Genomic DNA, 20,315 nt, shown 5'->3' with positions numbered 1-20,315 from the left:
CGCCCGCCATGCAGATCACCGCCGACACCCACGACCTCAAGCCTCCCCGTCCGGGCCGCTGGCTGGGCCCTGTCGGGCTGGCGCTGCTGGCGCATGCCCTGCTCATGGGCGCGCTCACCTGGGGCGTGCACTGGAAGGACGAACCGCTGGTTTCGTTCGAGGCCGAGCTCTGGTCCAGCGTGCCGCGTGAAGCCGCGCCGCGTGCCGTGGAGCCGCCCCCACCGCCGCCGCCACCACCGGAACCCGAGCCACGGCCCGAACCCAAACCCGAGCCGCGTCCGGCACCGCCACCAGCGGTGAAAGAGGCCGAGATCGCCACCGCCCAGGCCAAGAAGAAGGCCGAGGAAGAGAAGCGGGAGCAGGCGAAAAAGGCCGAGGCCAAACGAAAGGCCGAGCTGGAAAAAGAAAAAGAGGCCAAGAAGAAAGCCGCTGAAAAGCAGGCGGCCGAAAAGAAAGCACAGGAGAAGAAGCTGGCCGAGCAGAAAGCCCGACAAGCAGCCGAAGAAAAGTTGCGCGAGCAATTCCGCCGCGAACAGGTAGCCCGCATGATGGGCCAGGTCGGCGCGAGCGGCGGCCCGAATGCGCGCGGCTCCGCGGCCCGATCAAGCGGCCCGTCGTCGGGCTACGGCAACCGGGTGCGTGAACGCATCCGCCCCAACATCCGTATCTCGCAAGAGCTTCCCCGGAATCTGCTGACCGAGATTGAGATTCGGACCTTGGCCGATGGCACCATCTCCTCGCGCCGCGTGGTGAAAAGCAGTGGCAATCCCGCCTGGGACGATGCGGCCCTGCGCGCCATCGACCGCACCGGCAGCCTGCCCCGCGACACCGATGGGACGGTGCCATCGCCGATGATCGTGGAGATGCGCCCGCTGGACTGAGCACCTCTGCCCGCGCTCCGCGCAACGGTTCAAGGCCGCCAGCATCGAGGGATTCCGGGCACATGGGCCACGATCTGTTGCTTGCCTTGCATGGTTGCGACGCCATCGGCCTCGACCACGGGCTCGCGGGGGTACTGTCTCATGCGGGCGCACTTTCGCCAGGTCGTGATGTGATGACAGTGGTTGTGGCGGCGGCCCGCAGCTTGACCGGGTGGTTGAACCGGGTCCGGTCCAGCCGGGTGTTCATGGCCTCGAAATGCCGGGGCAGGAAGCGGCTCTTTTTGCCCATCTCGTCACTCAGATCGGGCAGGACGCGGATCTCGAACGGATCGGTGCCGTTGATGACGGCCAGCGGATGGGAGGGGCGCCCCTCCTGAAGCCCGATCGGAACCACCGCGGCAAGGTGCGGCCCAGCTTCCGTGAACAGCGAGCAACTGGTGTCGCAGAACGAGGCATCGGCCGCGTGCCAGCGCCCGCCGAGCCGGGCCGCTGCGAAGTGGTGTTTCACACGGGCGCCCATCTGTGCGCGCCAGCCGTCGGGCATGAGCACACCCAGGGAGCCCATGTCGAGCGGGGCCTCGACAAACCCCGCCTCGATGCCCGCTGCGCGCATCAGCGCCACCTGCAGGTTGGCCTTGGTAGAGCACACACCGCTGCCCCGCGCCAGGGTGTCCGACGCCAGCTCCTGCCGGAGGCCAAACCGGTAGGGCATGGACCGCACGAAACGGAAGATGGTTTCTGCGGTGTCGGCTGGTGTGGTGCGCTCCAGCGATTGCGCCAGCTGGCGGATCGTTGGGTGTCCGTGATCGCACAGGGTTTTCGGATCGGGCAGGTCATCGGGGAAGCGGGCGCCGAGCTCGGACCGATCGACCGCCAGCAGGGCCTCGGCCCAGGCGCTGCGCAGGTGCTGAGCCGCAGCCGACCGCCAGATCGCCTGGGTCGCGTCGAGACTCCAGACCAGGGTGTCGGCGTCCAGCGCCTGCCGCGCCGGGCCCCGGGCGGCGAAGTGGTTGCCCGGCCCCCACCATTCCCCGCCACCGGCCAGCCGCCCGGCGAGCACCAGGTGCACAGGGCGGCCGCCGTGGTTCGGCAGCGTCTGCCCCGACTGGAGCCGCTGCACGGAGCCCAGGTTGAAGAGATGGCTGGTGCGGAGCCCCAGATGCAGGCCCAGCGGTGAATCGCCAAACAAAGACAACAGAACAGCCCGCGGCGGCAGCCCCGATGGTTGCGACATGGTGTTTACTCCCTGACCAATCTGACCGCCTTATGAGGCGGCTCTGGAAGCCATTCTTCCATTGGTCGGGAAAGCCGCCATGCAAACCTTGCTGGCGCGCGCAAAACCCGGACGGACTGGGCGAAGCGGACCCGCTCAGTCAGCGGCTGGCGTGGCTCCGACGCCCGCGAGCACGTCCTGCAGCACGCGCTGGAGTTCGGCCGCATCCACCGGCTTGTGCAGCACGGCGGCAAACAGCGAACTCACCAGCTCGGGTGCGATCTCGTTCACATGTCCGCTCATCAGCACGATGGGTGGGGGTGAGTTGGTGGCGCGGATGCGCTGCGCCAGCCCCACGCCGTCGAGCCGCGGCATGGACTGATCGGTCAGCACCACATCCCAGCGCTTGCCGGTCTGCACGAACTGCGCCCAGCCTTCTTCCCCGTCGCGCGAGCGGGTCACGTTCCAGCCCTTGCGCTCCAGCAGCGCGCTCCAGGCGTGCCGCACCAGCTGGTCGTCGTCCACAAACAGGAGCTGGCGTCCCAGACCGGTCCCCCCGCCGGGCACGGTGACCGGATCAACCGCCGCGTCGCGCCGGCTGGCGGGCAGGTAGAGATGGAAGCAGGCGCCCCCGTCGGGTTCGTTGCGCAGCCCGAGACCGCCGTGGTGGCGCACCACGATGCCCTGTGCCACCGACAGGCCCAGCCCGGTGCCGCGCCCCTTGGCCTTGGTGGTGAAAAACGGTTCGAACACCCGGTCCAGGTGCTCGGGTGCCACGCCAGCGCCGTGGTCGCGCACGGTCAGCACCAGGTAGTGACCGGGCACCAGCCCGGCTGCGCCAGGCGGCACGTCCTGCGCTGGGGGCAGCGGCAGCTCCAGGGCATCCAGCGTGAGTTCGATACGGCCCTTGCCCTGCATGGCGTCAGCGGCGTTGATCAACAGGTTCACCAGCACCTGCTGCAGCTGCGTGGGGTCGGCATCGACCTCGTCGTCGTCCACCCGGTAATCCACCACCAGTTCACAATCGCGCGTCAGGCCCGAACCCACCATCTGCCGGGTTTCCTCGATCAGGTTGGTCCAATGCAGGCGCCGCAGCTTGGGCGGGGTCTGGCGGCCAAAGGCCAGCAGCTGGCGCATCAGGCCATCGGCATAGCGCGTCGCCTTCAGGGCCTGTTGCAGGGCTTCGTGGCTGGGGTGCCGGGTGTCCGGCAAATCCTCGACCGCCAGCCTGACCCAGCCGGTGATCGCGGCCAGCGAGTTGTTGAAATCGTGGGCGATGCCCCCGGTGAGGCGACCCAGCGCCTCGGTTTTCTGGCTCTGCATCAGCTGTATCTGCAGTGCTTCCTGGCGTTCATGGGCGCTGCGCTGCGCCTCGGCGTCCTGCCGCACGCGCAGCAGCAGTCCGTTGACCCCATTCGCCAGCTGGGCCAGTTCGTCGTTCCCTTGCACACGCACCTGCCCCGAGGCGCTGGGCCCTTGTTCGGTGATGCCCTTCAGTTCGGCGTGCAGGCGCAGCAGACGCTGCACCATCAGGCGGTCCAGCAGCAGCACCAGCAATGCGCTGGCCAGCAGCCCCGCCAAAGCAGCCAGGCCCATGCCTTGCCAGGTGAGCACGTGGCCTTGTTGCTGCAGCCGTCGGTCCAGGCTCAACACCAGTTCGGCCACCGTGCGGCCCTGGTGATCGTGCAGCGCGGCATGCAGTTCGTCGTGCGCGTCGTCGACTGGAACCAGGTGAATGTCCTCGCCAGCGTGCTCGGGTTTACCCAGCGCCAGCCGGACCGGCGTCATCAGCACGTCGGCAAACTGCGCGAGCTCGCCTTCGTCGAAATGGCGCACCATGACCATGGCGCCACTAGGCCCCTGCTGGGGTCGATCGGGGTGGTGAATGGCGACCGCGATCACGAACTCCAGCCGACCTTCTTGCACGCGCATGGTCTGCAACGCCGCTTTGGCATCGGTTCCCGCCAGGATGGGATGCGCCAGTTCGCGCAGCGCTGCCACGCGACCAGGAGCCACCCGGGCCAGTTCCTCGCCACCCGTGCGGGCTACGGTGGCAACCGATCGGCCGGCCCCGTCGAAGATGAGCACCTCTGAAATCCGCAGGTAACCCATGTTGTCCAGATCGAAGTTCTCCGACATGTACGCAGGCTTGCGCCCACCCACATAGTCCACCGTATCGACCCAGTAGGCGTAATCGCGCGCCGTGGCCGCGAGGGCCTGGACCTGCTGGTTGAGCACGCGACGGGCACGCTCGCCCTCACGCGCGGCACGATCGGCTTCCAGTTGTCTGAAAGAATCCCCGACGAAGTAGCGCGCTCCGAGCATGGCGCTCGAAGCGCACAGTCCGACGACGATCAGGACCAGCGCCCAAGCTTTGTGTTGCAGTTTCATGGCTATCCGAATCATCGACGCCGTTGACGGCAACTGAAGCGACAAACCCGGTGCGGGCGTGACGGGCTGCGCAGAATGACCACCCTTTGCCACCTCCGCACGCGAATCCAGGGTCAATCGAACACGATTTCGGCTCGCCGCTCGTGCGCCTGGGCCATCCAGCTCGCCAGTGCCGCATCGGTCGGGAAGAACAGCGCCCGGTCGTCCAGCTGCAGTTCACACTGCGCGCCCGCGCGCTGCAGCGCCAGCCGCACCGGCAGCCCGCGCACCCGCTCGCCCTGGTCGGTGAGCTCGCGCTTGGGCGGAAATTCGCGCACCAGCGTGGCCACGGCGGGCGCCGTGCCGTTCACCGCCACGCGCAGGAACTTGCCGAAGCGGCAGCGCGCCGCGGCCAGGTCCCAGATCTGCTGGATCTTCAGCCGCAAGCCACCCGAGAAGCGGTCGGGCTGGGCCACGGCCTGCACGACGATGAGCTCGTCGTCCTTCAGCGTGTTGCGGTGCAGGTTGATCAGGTTCTCGTCGGCGCTGACTTCCAGCACCGCCGTCTTGTCATCGATCTTGAACAGCGCGAGCTTGCCGCGTTGTCCGTTGATGATCCGGAAGTCGGTCACGATGCCGGCCAGGATCACCGGGTCGCGGCTCTCTTTCACGTCACCCAGCTCGGTGCGCGCAAAACGCCGCACCTCGCGCTGCACCTCGTCGAACAGGTGGCCGGAGAAATAGAAACCGAGGGCGGTCTTCTCCAGCGTCAGCTGCTCTTTCACGCCCCAGGGCGTGGTGGACACCAGGTCGGGCTCCTGCGTGCTGGATCCGTGGTCGTCTTCGCCCATCATGTCGAACAGGCCGCCCTGGTTGGCGTTGGCCACGCAGGCCGCAGCGAAGTCGAACGCCACCTCCACCGAAGCCAGCACCTCGGCGCGGTTAAGGTGCAGCGAGTCGAAGGCACCGGCCTTGATGAGCGCTTCCACCGTGCGCTTGTTCAGGCGCTGGCGGTCCACACGGCGACAGAAATCGAACAGGCTCTTGAACGGGCCGGTCTCCGCGCCATTGGGGCCTTCGCCGCGGCCTTCACGCGCCGCCACGATGGCGTCGATCGCCTGCTGGCCCGTGCCCTTGATGGCGCCCAGGCCGTAGCGGATGGACTTGTCGGTGATGGGCTCGAAGCGGTGGAACCCGCGGTTCACATCGGGCGCCTCGAAGCTGATGCCCATCTTCTTCGCGTCTTCCCACAACACCTTGAGCTTGTCGGTGTCGTCCATTTCCACCGTCATGTTGGCGCAGAAGAACTCGGCGGTGTAGTGCACCTTGAGCCAGCCGGTGTGGTACGCCAGCAGCGAGTAGGCGGCGGCGTGCGACTTGTTGAAGCCGTAGCCCGCGAACTTCTCCATCAGGTCGAAAACCTCGTCGGCCTTTTCCTGGGAGATGCCGTTCTTCGCCGCACCGGCGCGGAAGATGGCGCGGTGTTCGGCCATCTCCTCGGCCTTCTTCTTGCCCATCGCGCGGCGCAGCATGTCGGCGCCGCCGAGCGAATAACCGCCCAGGATCTGCGCGGTCTGCATCACCTGCTCCTGGTAGACCATGATGCCGTAGGTCTCGGAGAGCATCTCGGCCACCAGCGGGTGCGGGTATTCGATCACCTCGCGCCCGTGCTTGCGCGCCACGAAGCTGGGGATCAGGTCCATCGGGCCCGGGCGGTAGAGCGCGTTCAGGGCGATCAGGTCTTCCAGCCGGCTGGGCTTGGCGTCTTTCAGCATGCCCTGCATGCCGCGGCTTTCAAACTGGAACACGGCTTCGGTCTGGCCGCGGGAGAAGAGCGCATAGACCCGCTGGTCGTCCAGCGGAATGTCTTCGAAGCGAAAGTTCTCCTGCCCCTTGTGGCGCTTCATGATGAACTCGCGCGCGATCTCCAGGATGGTCAGCGTGGCCAGACCCAAGAAGTCAAACTTCACCAGGCCGATGGCCTCCACGTCGTCCTTGTCGTACTGGCTCACGGCCGAGTCGCTGCCCGGCTGCATGTAGAGCGGGCAGAAGTCGGTCAGCTTGCCCGGCGCGATCAGCACACCGCCGGCGTGCATGCCGATGTTGCGCGTCATGCCTTCGAGTTTTTGTGCCAGCTCGATCAGGGTCTTGACGTCGTCTTCCTTCTGGATGCGCTCGGCCAGCACCGGCTCCATCTCGATCGCGTAGTTGTTCTTGTCGCCCTCCACCTTGGGGCTGGGCGGGTACTGCAGCGTGACCGACATGCCCGGCTTGTTGGGGATCAGCTTGGAGATGCCGTCGCAAAAACCGTAGGAAAAATCGAGCACGCGCCCCACATCGCGGATCGCCGCGCGCGCGGCCATGGTGCCGAAGGTGGCGATCTGGCTCACGGCGTCCTTGCCGTAGCGGTCCTTCACGTAATCGATCACGCGGTCGCGGTTCGACTGGCAGAAGTCGATGTCGAAGTCGGGCATCGAAACGCGTTCCGGGTTCAGGAAGCGCTCGAACAGCAGGTTGTACTGCAGCGGGTCGAGGTCGGTGATGAGCAGCGCGTAGGCCACCAGCGAGCCGGCGCCGGAACCCCGGCCCGGCCCCACCGGGCAGCCGTTTTCTTTCGCCCACTTGATGAAGTCCGACACGATCAGGAAGTAGCCCGGGAAGCCCATCTTCAGGATGGTGTTGAGCTCGAACTCCAGCCGCTCCACGTAGCGCGCACGCACTTCTTCGCGTTTGACCTCGTTCGGAAAAAGATGGCGCAGGCGCCCTTCCAGCCCTTCGTACGAGACATGGCGGAAATAGTCCTCCACCGACATCACCACGCCGTTGACCGGCGGGATCGGGAAGTTCGGCAACTGCGGCTTGCCCAGCACCAGCGTGAGGCTGCAACGTTTGGCGATCTCCAGCGTGTTGGCCACAGCGCTCGGGATGTCGGCGAACAGCGCTTCCATCTGCGCGGCGCTCTTGAAATATTGCTCGCGCGTGAAGCGGCGCACGCGCCGGTTGTTGCCCAGGATCTCGCCGTCGGAAATGCAGACGCGCGCCTCGTGCGCCTCGTAGTCGTCGGGCTCCAGGAACTGCACCGGGTGCGTGGCCACCACCGGCAGGTGCAGCCGGGCTGCGAGCTGCACAGCGGCCGTCACATGGCGCTCGTCGTCCACACGGCCGGCCCGCTGCAGTTCGATGTAGAAGCGGTGGGTGAACAGGCCGGCGAGCTTCAGCGCCACGTCGGCGGCGCGGTTCGCATCGCCCTGGATCAGCGCCTGTCCGACCGGTCCGGCCTGTGCGCCCGAGAGCATCAGCAGACCGCCGTTGAGTTCTTCCAGCCATTCGCGCTGCACCAGCGCACCGCCCCGGCCGTCGCTGCGCGTCCACGCGCGCGCCAGCAGCTCGCTCAGGTTCAGGTAGCCCTGTTTGTCCTGCACCAGCAGGATCACGCGCGGCGCGGCAGGCTGGTGGCTGCCGGGCATGGCATTGGGCGTTTCTTCGGTGAAGCCCTGCAGCATCACTTCGGCACCCAGCAGCGGCTTCACGCCCTCGCCACGGGCGGCCTTGTAGAACTTCACCGCGCCAAACAGGTTGCTCAGGTCGGTGATGGCCAGCGCGGGCTGGCCATCGGCGGCCGCAGCGGCCACCACGTCATCGATGCGGTTGGTGCCGTCAACGACGGAGAACTCGGTGTGCAGGCGAAGGTGGATGAACATCGGTTTAACTTGTCTCGGTGTGGGTCTGCGGGCGAAGCTCAAAGCCCTTCAAGGCGCTTTGTCCGAACGCTGGGCCTTCCAGGCGCGCACCGCGTCGGCCATGGTGGCGGGCGTCTCTTCGGGCAAGGCGTGGCGGCGCCAGAGGTATTCACCCACGAACATCAGCGCGATCAACGGTCCACCCAGCAGGTTGGCAAAGAGGGACCAGGCCGCCACCGGCGCGAACAGGAACAGCAGCGTGGAAATCAGCGCCATGCCGGCAAAGAAAATGCACCAGGCCAGGGTGACCTGGCGGGTGTAGGCGGCCTGCGCGGGCGAGAGCACGCCGCCGTGCACGCGCCGCGCCATCTGGGTCACCAGCGACTCGTCCGGGCCCCTCAGGGTGCGCCCGAAAAAAACCGACAGCAAAAGATAGACGCCCAGATGCTCCACGTAGTAGAGCAGCGCCACCTGGCCCCTGAGGAACGGCCACGACACGACCAGCCCAGCCAGCACCGCGGCCCCGGCCAATGCCCCCAGCCAGCGCGAGGGCAGACGCCACAGCCCCAGCGCCAGCGCCACGCTCATCGGCGTCAGCGCCAGGGCTGCGCCCCAGCCGGACGACTCGTTGCCCGTGCTCGTGTAGTGCGCCGTCACCGCCCAGACCACGGTCAGCAGGGCCACGCCGATACCTCGAACCCAGTTCCACACCATCGACGAGTCGCCCTTCGCTGGGCGCACAGGCCCGGTCCCACTGGCCACCACGTCGGGCAACAGGACTTCAACGGAATCGGACGGATGGGATGACATCGGGAGGGGGACGTTCGGTCGTGGGGTGGAGGGGCGCGTCCCGGCAGCCTGGGCGCACCGTGCGGGTGTCGGGGCGGCTATTGGAGGCACCGCGACAAGCCCGGATGGATGGAGCTTCGATTTTAACGAGTCCCCTGCTCGGCCTGCCAAAGCGCCGCCGCAGAATCGATCACCCTTTGAGGCGATACTCCTGTGATGGGAAACTCACCACCGCATCACGACGTCGTCATCCTCGGTGGCGGTCTGGCCGGGCTCACGCTGGCCATGCAATTGAAACGGCGCGAACCGGACATCGACATCCTGGTGCTGGAGCGACGCGCCCATCCGGTTCCCGAAGCCATCCACAAGATTGGTGAATCGTCCGTCGAGATCGGCGCGCACTATTTCGACAAGGTGCTCGGCCTCGGCGAACACCTCAGGGAACGGCAGTTGCGCAAGTTTGGCTTCCGCTTCTTTTTCTCCGAAGGTCGGCGCGACATCGACCAGGTCACCGAGATCGGGGCCAGCCGCCACCTCTCGGTGCCCAGTTACCAGATCGATCGCGGCATATTCGAGAACTTCCTCGCGATCGAAGCCCAGGAACGGGGCATCCGTTTTGTCGAAACCGCCATGGTGCGGCAGGTCGAACTGACCAACGGCGAACCGGATTCCCCTGCCACCCACCAGGTGGTGTACGAACACCAGGGTGCACAGCACACCGTCAACGCGCGCTGGGTGGTGGACGCCTGCGGCCGCGCGGGCCTGCTCAAACGCAAGCTGAACCTCGCCCAGACCAACGAGCACCCCGCCCACGCGGTCTGGTTCCGCATCAAGGACCGCATCCACATCGACGGCTGGAGCGACAACACCGCCTGGCGCGAGCGCTGCGACCCCCAGGCGCGCTGGCTCTCGACCAACCACCTGGTGGGCGCCGGATACTGGGTCTGGCTCATCCCGCTGTCGTCCGGTTCGCACTCGGTCGGCATCGTGGCCGACCCGGCGATCCACCCCCTCGCCACCATGGACACGTTCGACAAGGCCATGACCTGGCTGGCGCAGTACCAGCCCCTGCTGTTCGACGAACTGGACCCCAAGCGGGACCTGCTGCAGGACTTCGCCTTCTTCAAGCGCTTCTCCTACGGCTGCAAACAGGTTTTTTCGGCCGACCGCTGGGCCCTCACCGGCGAAGCCGGCCTGTTCCTCGACCCGTTCTACTCGCCGGGCAGCGACTTCATCGCCATCAGCAACACCTACGTCACCGAGCTGATCGCCATGGACCGGCGCGGCGAACGGCTGGGGGCGCGCGCGCAGATTTTTGACCAGCTGTTCCATTCGTTCTATGACAGCACCATGGTGCTGTACCAGGACCAGTACCCGCTGTTTGGTGACCCGGAGGTGCTGCCGGTCAAGGTGATCTGGGACTACACCTATTACTGGGGCGTGCTGGCCCAGTTCTTCTTCCACCAGCGCCTGACCGACCTCTCATCGCTCGCCGCTTTGCGCAGCGAACTGGCCGAGTGCCAGCAGATCAACGTGCTGGTGCAGGCGTTCCTGCGCCAGTGGTCGCTGGTGAGCCAGAAACGCAACCCGGCGGTGATGCTCGACCAGGCCGAGATACCCTGGTTCGCGGAACTCAACCGCAGCCTGAACGACGATCTGGACACCGAAGGCTTCCTGGCGCGCATCCGCGAATCCCACGTCCGCCTGAAACAGCTGGCTGGCGAGATCATCCTGCGGGCCCGGACCGACCATCCGGACCTCCTGGCCGGCGAACTGACCGCCTTGATGCCGGCGACCGCTGACGCGGGATCGTTGTCGAACAGCGCCCGCCTGCTGCCCGAAACCGTCTTCTGAAGCTCCGGATCCCGCCTCATCGCGGTTGACCCGCCGCCCGCTGTTCGCCAGGGCGGAAAGACTATCATTCGGGGCTTCCAGCCGCCCATCAACGCTGTCCGCCCGTCGGCATTTCAAAGTCTCATCCCATGAATCCAAAGGCCCAGGGGGAACCAGGCCCCACCTGCGACGTGCTCGTGATCGGCGGCGGCCCCGCCGGCTCGACCGTGGCCAGCTTGCTGGCCGAAAAGGGGCACCACGTGGTGGTGCTTGAAAAAGCCCACCATCCCCGCTTCCACATCGGCGAATCCTTGCTGCCGGCCAACCTGCCGCTGTTCGAAAAGATGGGCATCGCCGACCAGATCAAGGCGATCGGCATGCACAAGCCCGGCGCCGAGTTCGTGTCGCCCGATCACGATTGCACACAGACGTTTCATTTTGCCGATGCCTGGGACAAGTCCATGCCCAGCGCCTACCAGGTCCGGCGCGCGGACTTTGACGACATCCTGTTCCGCCACGCCGCCGGCAAGGGCGCCGAGGTGCACGAAGGCGTCAAGGTCACGAAGGTGGATTTCCTGGCCGAAGGCGGCGCCGACATCACGGCGCGCTGCGACGATGGCCAGGAGATGCAATGGCGCGCGCGCTTCGTGATCGACGCCTCGGGGCGCGACACCTTCCTCGCCAACCGCTTCAAGATCAAGCAGCGCAACCCGCATCACAACAGCTCGGCCGTGTACGCGCACTTTGACGGCGCACAACGGCGCGAAGGTGCCGACGAGGGCAACATCACCATCTTCTGGTTTGCCCACGGCTGGTTCTGGTTCATCCCCCTCACCAACGGCACCACCAGCATCGGCATGGTGACCTGGCCGTACCACATGAAGACGCGCGGGCAGCGCAGCCTGCAGCAGTTCATGATGGACAACATCGCGACCTGCGAACCGCTCGTCGAACGCCTCAAGGAAGCCCGCCAGGTCAGCCCCGCGGAGGCCACCGGCAATTTCTCCTACGTCTCGCAGAGCAACCACGGCCCCAGCTACCTGATGCTGGGTGATGCCTACGCGTTCATCGACCCGGTGTTCTCATCCGGGGTCTGGCTCGCCATGCACAGCGCCGTGGTGGGCGCCGACACCGTCGACACCTGCCTGCGTGAACCCCAGCGGGCCGGTGCAGCACTCAAACGTTTTGACCGCGTCATGCGCCACGGGCCTCGGGAGTTCTCATGGTTCATATACCGGGTCACCAACCCCATCATGCGCGACTTCCTGATGGGCCCCCGGAACGTGCTGCGGGTCAAGGAAGCGATTTTGTCCGTGCTCGCGGGCGACGTGTTCGGCAAGACGCCGATCTGGCGCTCGATCCTCGTTTTCAAGGCGATGTACTACACCGCCAACATCCTGCAGCCCAAACGCGCGTTCATGGCCTGGCAGCGTCGCCGATTCAACATCCGCAAGGTGGACGACCCCGCCCTGTACAACGCATGAAATTCCCCCACAGCCGCCCGGCAGCGCCGGCCTTCCGGCAGGTCGCCGCCTGTGCCTTGCTGCTGTACAGCGCAGGCCAGACCGCTCAGGCCGCCGAAGAAAAGCCGTTGTGGGAAGCCGGCATCGGCGTGGCCTCGGTCAGCTTCCCCGCCTACCGGGGGTCGGACCAGCGCCACAACTTTCTCCTCCCCACGCCCTACTTCGTCTACCGCGGCGAGTTCCTGAAGGCCGATCGCGACGGCGTGCGTGCGCAATTGTTCGACTCGGACCGCGCGGAGCTGACCGTCTCGGCCGCGCTCTCGCCGCCCGCCTCCAGCGACGACATCCGCGCGCGCGCGGGCATGCCGGACCTGAAGGCCAACTTCGAACTCGGACCGCAACTGAACCTGACCCTGTGGCGCACGGACGATCGCAACCGCGAGCTCAAGCTGCTGCTGCCGCTGCGCGCCGCTTTCACGCTGGAGAAACAGTCCCGAAGCCTGGGCTGGGTGCTGCACCCCAAGCTCAACCTGGACATCAGCGACCTGACCGCCTTTCCGGGCTGGAACCTGGGGCTGCAGCTCGGCCCCCTGTTCGGCGACCGCAAACAGCACGGCTACTTCTATGGCGTCGACGCGGCCTACGCCACCGCGGATCGCCCTGCCTACGCGGCCGGTGGCGGGTTCGCGGGCATGCAGGCCATCGTGGGCGTGTCCAAGCGCTACCCCAAACACTGGGTCGGTGCCTTCCTGCGCTACGACAACCTGAACGGAGCACGCTTCGTGGACAGCCCCCTGGTGCGCACCCGGAACTACGTCGCCGCGGGTGTGGCGGTGTCCTGGATCCTCGGCGAATCGACGACGCGCGTCCTGGTTGATGAGTGAGCGCCACCCGCCGAACGGTCCGCTGTGGACGCTGTATGAGCATGTCGCCATGCTCATCGGGCTGGGCAGCCTGGCCGCGCTGTGCCTGGCCTGGCTGCCGTTCGCCATGCTGCTGCACCCGCTGCTGCCGCGCAAGGTCGGCCAGCGCCTCGGCCGCCGCGTCATCATGGGGGGTTTCCACTTCTACCTGCGCCTGCTCAGCGGCTTGTGCTCGTGCCGTTTTGACCTGAGCGAACTGGACACGCTGCGCGACCAGGGGCCGCTGATCATCGCCGCCAACCACCCCTCCCTGCTCGACGCGGTGCTGATCGTCTCGCGGCTGCCCGACGTGGTCTGCGTCATGAAAGCGGCCCTGATGCTGCATCCCTTGTTCGGGTCGGCAGCGCGGCTGGCGCGCTACATCCGCAACGACGGCATGCTGCAGATCGTGCAGCAAAGCCGGGAAACGCTACAGACCGGCGCGCAGGTGCTGATCTTCCCCGAAGGCACACGCACCAAGGCCTTTCCGCTGGACCCGCTGACCCCGACGCTGGGACTGATTGCCCGGCGCTCGGGTGCCCCGGTGCAGACCGTGTTCCTGGAGTTTTCGACCCCCTACCTCGGCAAGGCCTGGCCCCTGTTCCGCAAGCCCACGCTACCGCTGCACTGCCGCGCCCGCCTCGGTCGCCGGTTCGATGCGCCGATCGACCACTCGGCCTTTACCCAGACCCTGGAAGCCTACTTCCGGCAAGAATTGACGCCCCCCGTGCCAACCGCCACCCATGCCTGAGACCACGCCCACCCCATCGACCACCCATCTGGTCCTGATCCCCAGCTACAACCCCGGACCGCAGGTGCTGGAAACGGTGCGCCAGGCGCGCGCGCAATGGACGCCCGTCTGGGTGGTGGTGGACGGCAGCACCGACGGCACCGACGGCAGCCTGCAGGCCCTGGCGCAAGGCGACCCGGGCCTGTGCATCATTGTGCTGCCGGAAAACCGCGGCAAAGGCTCGGCCGTGCTCGAAGGCATCAACCGGGCCGCCCAGGCCGGCTTCACGCACGCGCTCACCATGGACTCCGATGGCCAGCACCCGGCGGACCTGATCCCCACCTTCATGGCCGCGTCGCTGAAGGCACCCCAGGCCATGGTGCTGGGCAAGCCGGTGTTCGGCCCCGAGGCCCCTGCCCTGCGCGTCAACGGCCGCAAGGTGTCCAACGGCTGGGCGAACCTGGAGACGCTGTGGATGGGCATCGGCGACTCGCTTTACGGTTTTCGCGTCTACCCCATCGCGCCGCTGGCCCGGATCATGCAGGCCAACCCCTTCATGCGGCGTTTCGACTTTGATCCGGAAGCGGTGGTGCGGCTGTGCTGGGCCGGCGTGCGGCCGATCAACATCGACGCGCCCGTGCGCTACCTCAGCGCCGAAGAAGGCGGCGTCTCGCATTTCAAATACCTGCGCGACAACACCCTGCTCACCTGGATGCACACCCGCCTCTTTCTGGGCTTTGTGGTGCGCCTGCCATCGCTGATCTGGCGCCGTCTGCGTGCCTCCGGAGACTGACATGACCAATACCCAAGAACGCACCAGCGCGCTGAAGTCCGACCCGCGCATGAAACACTATTTCGGCAGCGAGGACGAACGCCGCCGCATGACGCAGACCATGTTTGACGAAGCCGCGCCCGGCTACGACAAGGCCGAGGCGCTGACCGGACTGGGCAGTGGCGCGTGGTACCGGCGCGAGGTGTTGCAGCGCAACGGCCTGAAGCCTGGCATGGCCCTGCTGGACGTGGCCGCGGGCACCGGCCTGGTCACCGTGGCCGGCGCCGAACTGGTCGGACCTCAGGGCCGCGTGTGGGCGCTCGACCCCTCGCCGGGCATGCTGGCCGAGCTGCGCAAGAAGGTGGACGTGGAAACCATCGTCGCCTACGCCGAGGCCATTCCGCTGCCCGATGCCCAGGTCGATTTTGTGTCCATGGGCTACGCACTGCGCCACGTGGGCGACCTGAACCTGGCGTTTGCCGAATACCTGCGCGTGCTGCGTCCGGGCGGCCGCGTCTGCATCATGGAAATCAGCCGCCCCCGCAACCGGCTGCTGCGCGGCCTGCTGCACTTTCACATCGGCGTGATCGTTCCGGTGCTCGCGCGCCTCACGCGCCGCCACGCCGATGTCCAGCGCCTGTGGGAATACTACGGCGACACGATCGAAGCGGCGCTGGAGCCCGAACTCATCCTCGATGCGCTCAGGCGCGCCGGGTTTGCCGACGTGGACTGCTCCGTCACCCTGGGCGTTTTCCGCGAGTACACCGGGCGCCGACCGTGAACACCACCGAGATCTTCCTGATCGCGATGCTGATCATCTTCAGCATCCCCTGGCTGGTCTGGCGGGTCTTCAAAACCGACTACTTCGCACCGCTGGTGGTGGTGCAGATCGTCATGGGCATCGTGCTCGGTCCGGGCGTGCTCGGTCACTGGTTCCCGGCCTACTACGAGTTCGTCTTCACGCCCACCGTGGTGCATTCGCTCAACGGCATCGCCTGGTGGTCGGTGATGCTGTTCGTGATGATCGCGGGCGTAGAACTGGACCTCGGCAAGGCCTGGCAACACCGGCGAGAAAGCGGCATCACCGCCGGCCTGGCGCTGGGCGCACCCTTGCTGCTGGGCTGCGGCGCGGCCACCGTGCTGCTGGGTTTTGACGGCTGGATGGGCCCGAAAGCACAGACCTGGCAGTTCGTGGTGGGCATCGGCATGGCCTGCGCCGTCACCGCCCTGCCGATCCTGATCCTGCTGATGGAGAAGCTCGACATCCTGCGTCAGCCGCTCGGCCAGCGCATCCTGCGCTACGCCAGCCTGGACGACATCGCGATCTGGGGCGTGCTGGCGCTGATCCTGATGGACTGGAGCCGCATCGGCAAACAGCTCGCCTTCCTGATCGCCTTCGTGGTGTTGGGCCTGGCGTTTCGCCGCCTCATGGCCTGGCTGGACGAGGCAGACCGCTGGTACGTGGCGCCGATCTGGCTGGCCCTGTGCGGCCTGGGTGCGGACTGGGCGGGTCTGCATTTCATGGTCGGCGCGTTCCTGGCCGGCGCCATCATGGACGGTCACTGGTTCAACCAGAAAAAGCTCGACCTGCTGCGCCACCACGTGCTGCTGGTGATGATGCCGGTGTTCTTCCTTTCCACCGGCCTGCGCACCAACTGGGCCGTGGGCGGCACCGGGGTGTTCGCCGCCGCCGCGCTGCTGCTGGTGGCCTCAGTGGCCGGCAAGCTGATCGGCGTGCGCATCGCTGCGCGGGTGCTGCGCTGGGCGCCGGGCGATGCGTCGATCATCGGCTGGCTGCTGCAGACCAAGGCCCTGATCATGATCATCTTCGCCAACATCCTGCTGGACAAGCAGGTGATCACCAGCGAAGCCTTCACCGCACTGCTGCTGATGGCCGTGGCCAGCACCATGCTGACGGTGCCGATGGTGGAGCCGCAGATGCGCCGCTCGCAGGCGCTGGCGGGTTCCGCCGCTCGAAACAGCTGAAGCCGCGCGGATCAGGCGCCGCTGCAGCCGACGCGCTCGACCTTGATCGAGCCCATGACGGACACGCCCTTGGCGGCGTTCTCGCCGCTCATGACGGTGGTGCCGCTGCTGGCCGAGGCCAGGCGGGCACCGCAATGCAGCTTGATGTCCATGCCGCCCATGACGTTGATGGCCGCGCGCAGGCAGTACCAGCCGTTGGGGTTGAGCAGCTCGATTTCCGAGCCACCCATGACGTTCACGCCCGGGTTCACCATGATCAGGCTCGGGCCCGGCGTGACCTCGCGGTCTGCCGTGCCCTGGCCGATGCCGAACACCTTGACCGACGTGGCCAGGGTCCTGTAGGCGGGATTGGGGCCGAAAGGGTGTTCGCCCCAGGCTTTCAGGCAAGCCTGCAGCGCACCGTTTTCGCTGTCCTGGGCCTGGGCCAGACCGGTGGCGCCACCCAGGATCAGACCAGCGATCAGGACGCTGCGGGTGAATCGGTTGCGGGGGGGTGTCATGGGGTTGAGGCTCCTTGGCGTTCGGTAACGGCCGGCGCGATCAGATCATCGCGCCGTTGATGGAAATCACCTGTCCGGAAATGTAGGACGCACGCTCCGAAGCGAGGAAGGCCACCAGGTCGGCCACTTCTTCCGGGCGGCCCACGCGCTGCATCGGCACCATGCGCTTGACCATGTCGGCATCGAACGTGCCTTCGATCATGCCGGTGGCGATGAGCCCGGGTGCGACCGCATTCACCGTCACGCCGCGGCTGGCCAGTTCCAGCGCCAGCGACTTGCTCGCGGCGTGCAAGGCACCCTTGGCGGCCGAGTAGTTCACCTGCCCCCGGTTGCCGGCCACCGCCGCCACCGACGAGATACTGACGATGCGGCCCCAGCGGGTGCGCATCATGGGCATGGTCAGCGGCTGGGTGACGTTGAAGAAGCCGTTGAGCGACACGTCGAGCACGCGGTCCCACTGCTCGCCGCTCATGCCGGGGAACACCGCGTCGTCGTGGATGCCGGCGTTGTTCACCAGGATCTGGACCGCTCCCGCTTCGACCAGCGCTTCCAGCGCGGCGGCGGTTGCAGGCCGGTCGGTGATGTCGAAGGCCACGGCCTCGGCGCTGCCGCCATCGGCCTGGATCTGCGCCACGATGGCCTGCGCCTTCTCCAGGCCCCGGTTGGCGTGAACGATGACGTGGTGGCCATCGGCGGCCAGGCGCTGGCAGATCGCGGCGCCGATGCCACCGCTGCCGCCGGTCACGAGGGCGCGCCTGCTTTTCGTTGAAGAGGTCATACGGTTTGAGCGTCGAGCACCACCGAGGCCCGGCCTTCGATCAGGCAGCGCTCGCCGTGGTGGAGTTGGAACTGGTAGAGGATGAGCCGCGCATCGCCCGAGAGGCGCTCGGCGGTGATCCGCAATGGCCCGGCCTGGTCGTCCAGCCGGTCCACGTGCAGGCGGAGGCCGCGCACGCTGGTGAGGTAACCCTGGGTCGGTGCAGCGGCCGACTGCGCGAGCAAGGCGCCGTGCACAGCCATCGCCTGCGCGGCGTACTCCACGCCGGTGGCCGCGCCCAGGCGGTCCGCGGCACGCAGCGGGTTCCGGGGGTCGGTGTGGCTCACCGCATCGCAGACGATGCGCTGCGCGCTCCACTCCAACACGTTCTCCAGCAGGCACATGCTGCCCTGGTGGGGAATGTGCGCGGCGATCCAGTGATGGTTCAGCACGGCTGCAGATCCACCTGAAGCTGCATGGGCGCGAGGTAGTCGAGCACCACCGGGCCGGCCGTGCCGCGCGCCAGGCGCTGCAGCAGGGGCAAGGCGCGCAGAGCCGGGATGTGCTGGCGCAGCCCTTCCATGGCGGCGTCGCCCATCTCCTCCGCAGGTGTGCGGCTGGGAGCCACCGTGATCGACGCCAGCGAAGCCTCGCTGCGCTGGGCGCTGAGCAGCAAGGCCACGCCGCCACAGTCGGGCGTGTCGCGTTTGGCGTGCAGCGGTTCGGGGTATTCGCTGTCGTAGGCCACCAGCAGCACCGGCTGGCCGTCCAGGGCCACCTGGGCCAGCGCGTCCAGCAGGCCGGAGCCGAAGCTGGCGTCGAACGCGCCGAGCACCTGGCAAGGCGCCATGCTGTGCGTGGCGATGCCCCAGTAGCCGGCGGCGGCGTTGTGCACCGAGTTGTGGAAGCGCGTGGGCGAAATCTGGCGATCCTCGCCCGCAAGCTGCTCGCACAGCGAATGGCAGTTGTGGCCGTCGGCACCCGAGGCGGCAAACACCGTGGCCAGCGTGGAAGCGTCGGCGCCGGCGTGGGTCACGGCCTCCAGGCCGATGCCCAGGCTGAGCCGGATGACGCGGCTGGCGCGGCGGCGCTCGGCCGGGGGCAGCAACAAGGGCACGGGCAAGACGCTCGGTGCCGGCACATAGCCCGCTTCACCGCGCAGCACCGCCACAGCGGTGGCCCAGTCGGGCAGGCCGGGCGCGATGAGGCCGATGCCGTTGATCCAGGCTTGCAAGGGTTGAGCTTTCATTCCGCGATCCCCAGCACAAGACTGCAATTGCTGCCACCAAATCCGAACGAATTGCTGAGCGCATGGCGCAGCGGCGCGTCGGCGCCGTTGAGCTGGTAACGGATCGGTATGGCCGGGTCCAGCGCGCCGGTGCCGGGGCTGCCGGGCAGGCGGCCATCGGTCAGTGCCATCGCGCAGATGATCGCTTCGATCGCGCCCGCCGCGCCCAGTGTGTGGCCCATGTAGCCCTTGGTCGAATTGCCTGGCACGGTGTCGCCAAACAGCGCGCTCACCGCCTGTCCTTCGGCCGAGTCGTTGGCGGGCGTGGCCGTGCCGTGCAGGTTGATGTAATCGATGTCGCTGGCGCCCAGGCCCGCCGAGCGCAGTGCGGCCTCCATCGCCAGGCGCGCGCCAAGGCCCTGCGGGTGCGGCGCCGACATGTGGTACGCGTCGCTGGACTCGCCAGCGCCCAGCAGCAACACGGTGCCCGGCACAGGCTGGTCCGGGCGCTCCAGCAGCGCGAAGGCCGCACCTTCGCCGATGGAGATGCCGTCGCGCGCCGCGTCGTAGGGCCGGCAGGGCCGGGATGAGGTCAGTTGCAGGGAAGCAAAACCGTACAGGGTGGTCAGGCAGAGGGTATCGACACCACCCACGATGGCAGCGTCGATCTGGCCCAGCGCGAGCTGGCGCGCCGCCGCGGCAAACACCTTGGCGCTGGACGAGCAGGCGGTGGAGATCGCCATCGCCATGCCCTCCAGACCGAAGTAGTCGCGCGTGAACTCGGCGAGCGAGAACGCGTTGTGCGTGGTCCGGTAATGAAAATCGTCGGGCAACGCACCGCTGACCGGATCGCGCCGCCGGTAGGCCAGCTCGGTCTGCAGGATGCCGGCGGTGCTGGTGCCGAGGAACACGCCCACACGATCGGCGCCGTAGCGAGCGACGGCCTCACGCACGCGCTGCGCGAACCCGTCGGTCTCCAGGCCCATCAGGGTCAGCCGGTTGTTGCGGCAGCCGTAGCGGGCCAGCGCTTCGGGCAGGTGCTGCGCGTCAACGCCCTCCACCTCGCCCACCCAGGTGTCAAGCGTCACCGACTCAAAGGCACACGGCGCGAGGGCCGAACGCTCGGCGTGCAAGGCCTCACGCGTGGCCTCCAGCCCTCGGCCAAGGGCAGTGGTCAATGTGTAGGCGGAGAGTTGCAGTGGAATCACGTG

At 67.2% G+C, this 20,315-nt stretch carries 17 protein-coding genes; 8 read left to right on the top strand and 9 right to left on the bottom strand.

Features of this window, described 5'->3' with window-relative positions:
* Positions 1-8: 8 nt before the first annotated feature.
* Positions 9-881, top strand: a complete 873-nt coding sequence (tolA, locus tag ACN5W5_RS02835) for a cell envelope integrity protein TolA (protein ID WP_420047078.1) — start codon at positions 9-11, stop codon at positions 879-881.
* A 139-nt stretch (positions 882-1,020) separates the two neighbouring features.
* On the opposite strand, the gene ACN5W5_RS02830 is transcribed toward tolA, so the two are convergent.
* From ACN5W5_RS02830 to ACN5W5_RS02815, 4 genes are all read right to left on the bottom strand, one after another.
* Complete coding sequence (locus ACN5W5_RS02830; protein ID WP_420047077.1) at positions 1,021-2,115, bottom strand: transglutaminase-like domain-containing protein; 1,095 nt, start codon at positions 2,113-2,115, stop codon at positions 1,021-1,023.
* A 135-nt stretch (positions 2,116-2,250) separates the two neighbouring features.
* Positions 2,251-4,485: an ATP-binding protein gene (locus tag ACN5W5_RS02825; RefSeq protein WP_420047076.1), complete on the bottom strand. Its 2,235-nt coding sequence runs from the start codon at positions 4,483-4,485 to the stop codon at positions 2,251-2,253.
* A gap of 113 nt (positions 4,486-4,598) precedes the next feature.
* Positions 4,599-8,165, bottom strand: a complete 3,567-nt coding sequence (gene dnaE / locus ACN5W5_RS02820; protein ID WP_420047075.1) for a DNA polymerase III subunit alpha — start codon at positions 8,163-8,165, stop codon at positions 4,599-4,601.
* 48 nt (positions 8,166-8,213) lie between these two features.
* Positions 8,214-8,954, bottom strand: a complete 741-nt coding sequence (locus ACN5W5_RS02815; RefSeq protein ID WP_420047074.1) for a hypothetical protein — start codon at positions 8,952-8,954, stop codon at positions 8,214-8,216.
* 195 nt (positions 8,955-9,149) lie between these two features.
* Here ACN5W5_RS02815 and ACN5W5_RS02810 point away from each other — a divergent pair, with 195 nt between their 5' ends.
* The 7 genes from ACN5W5_RS02810 (at position 9,150) to ACN5W5_RS02780 (ending at position 16,619) form a co-directional block, all read left to right on the top strand.
* Entirely contained in the window at positions 9,150-10,787 is a 1,638-nt protein-coding gene (locus ACN5W5_RS02810) for an NAD(P)/FAD-dependent oxidoreductase (protein ID WP_420047073.1), read from the top strand.
* A gap of 128 nt (positions 10,788-10,915) precedes the next feature.
* On the top strand, positions 10,916-12,250 hold the full coding sequence (locus ACN5W5_RS02805) for an NAD(P)/FAD-dependent oxidoreductase (protein WP_420047072.1): 1,335 nt from the start codon (positions 10,916-10,918) through the stop codon (positions 12,248-12,250).
* Positions 12,247-13,113: a MipA/OmpV family protein gene (locus tag ACN5W5_RS02800; protein ID WP_420047071.1), complete on the top strand. Its 867-nt coding sequence runs from the start codon at positions 12,247-12,249 to the stop codon at positions 13,111-13,113. The genes ACN5W5_RS02805 and ACN5W5_RS02800 overlap by 4 nt, the downstream gene beginning before the upstream one ends.
* Positions 13,106-13,882, top strand: coding sequence for a lysophospholipid acyltransferase family protein (locus tag ACN5W5_RS02795; RefSeq protein WP_420047070.1), 777 nt, complete (start codon positions 13,106-13,108; stop codon positions 13,880-13,882). Before ACN5W5_RS02800 ends, ACN5W5_RS02795 begins: the two co-directional genes overlap by 8 nt.
* Positions 13,875-14,654, top strand: coding sequence for a glycosyltransferase family 2 protein (locus ACN5W5_RS02790; RefSeq protein WP_420047069.1), 780 nt, complete (start codon positions 13,875-13,877; stop codon positions 14,652-14,654). Before ACN5W5_RS02795 ends, ACN5W5_RS02790 begins: the two co-directional genes overlap by 8 nt.
* Position 14,655: 1 nt before the next feature.
* Positions 14,656-15,414: a class I SAM-dependent methyltransferase gene (locus ACN5W5_RS02785; RefSeq protein WP_420047068.1), complete on the top strand. Its 759-nt coding sequence runs from the start codon at positions 14,656-14,658 to the stop codon at positions 15,412-15,414.
* A complete protein-coding gene (locus ACN5W5_RS02780; protein ID WP_420047067.1) occupies positions 15,411-16,619 on the top strand; it encodes a cation:proton antiporter in 1,209 nt (402 codons plus the stop codon). The genes ACN5W5_RS02785 and ACN5W5_RS02780 overlap by 4 nt, the downstream gene beginning before the upstream one ends.
* A gap of 11 nt (positions 16,620-16,630) precedes the next feature.
* On the opposite strand, the gene ACN5W5_RS02775 is transcribed toward ACN5W5_RS02780, so the two are convergent.
* From ACN5W5_RS02775 to ACN5W5_RS02755, 5 genes are read right to left on the bottom strand one after another with little or no spacing between them, the layout of a single operon-like run.
* Positions 16,631-17,119, bottom strand: a complete 489-nt coding sequence (locus ACN5W5_RS02775) for a hypothetical protein (RefSeq protein WP_420047066.1) — start codon at positions 17,117-17,119, stop codon at positions 16,631-16,633.
* A 40-nt stretch (positions 17,120-17,159) separates the two neighbouring features.
* Entirely contained in the window at positions 17,160-17,897 is a 738-nt protein-coding gene (fabG, locus tag ACN5W5_RS02770) for a 3-oxoacyl-ACP reductase FabG (RefSeq protein ID WP_420047065.1), read from the bottom strand.
* Positions 17,894-18,280: a 3-hydroxylacyl-ACP dehydratase gene (locus tag ACN5W5_RS02765; protein ID WP_420047428.1), complete on the bottom strand. Its 387-nt coding sequence runs from the start codon at positions 18,278-18,280 to the stop codon at positions 17,894-17,896. The genes fabG and ACN5W5_RS02765 overlap by 4 nt, the downstream gene beginning before the upstream one ends.
* Before the next feature lie 41 nt (positions 18,281-18,321).
* Positions 18,322-19,125 (bottom strand): beta-ketoacyl synthase chain length factor, encoded by an 804-nt coding sequence (locus ACN5W5_RS02760; protein ID WP_420047064.1) that lies wholly within the window; start codon positions 19,123-19,125, stop codon positions 18,322-18,324.
* Positions 19,122-20,312, bottom strand: coding sequence for a beta-ketoacyl-[acyl-carrier-protein] synthase family protein (locus ACN5W5_RS02755; RefSeq protein WP_420047063.1), 1,191 nt, complete (start codon positions 20,310-20,312; stop codon positions 19,122-19,124). Before ACN5W5_RS02755 ends, ACN5W5_RS02760 begins: the two co-directional genes overlap by 4 nt.
* Positions 20,313-20,315 lie beyond the last annotated feature (3 nt).

The sequence above is a fragment of the Hydrogenophaga sp. ZJX-1 genome (genome assembly GCF_048590325.1).
Lineage (GTDB): Bacteria > Pseudomonadota > Gammaproteobacteria > Burkholderiales > Burkholderiaceae_C > Hydrogenophaga.
The sequence above is the reverse complement of the archived record's forward strand: the minus strand, read 5'-3'. Positions and strand labels throughout refer to the sequence as shown.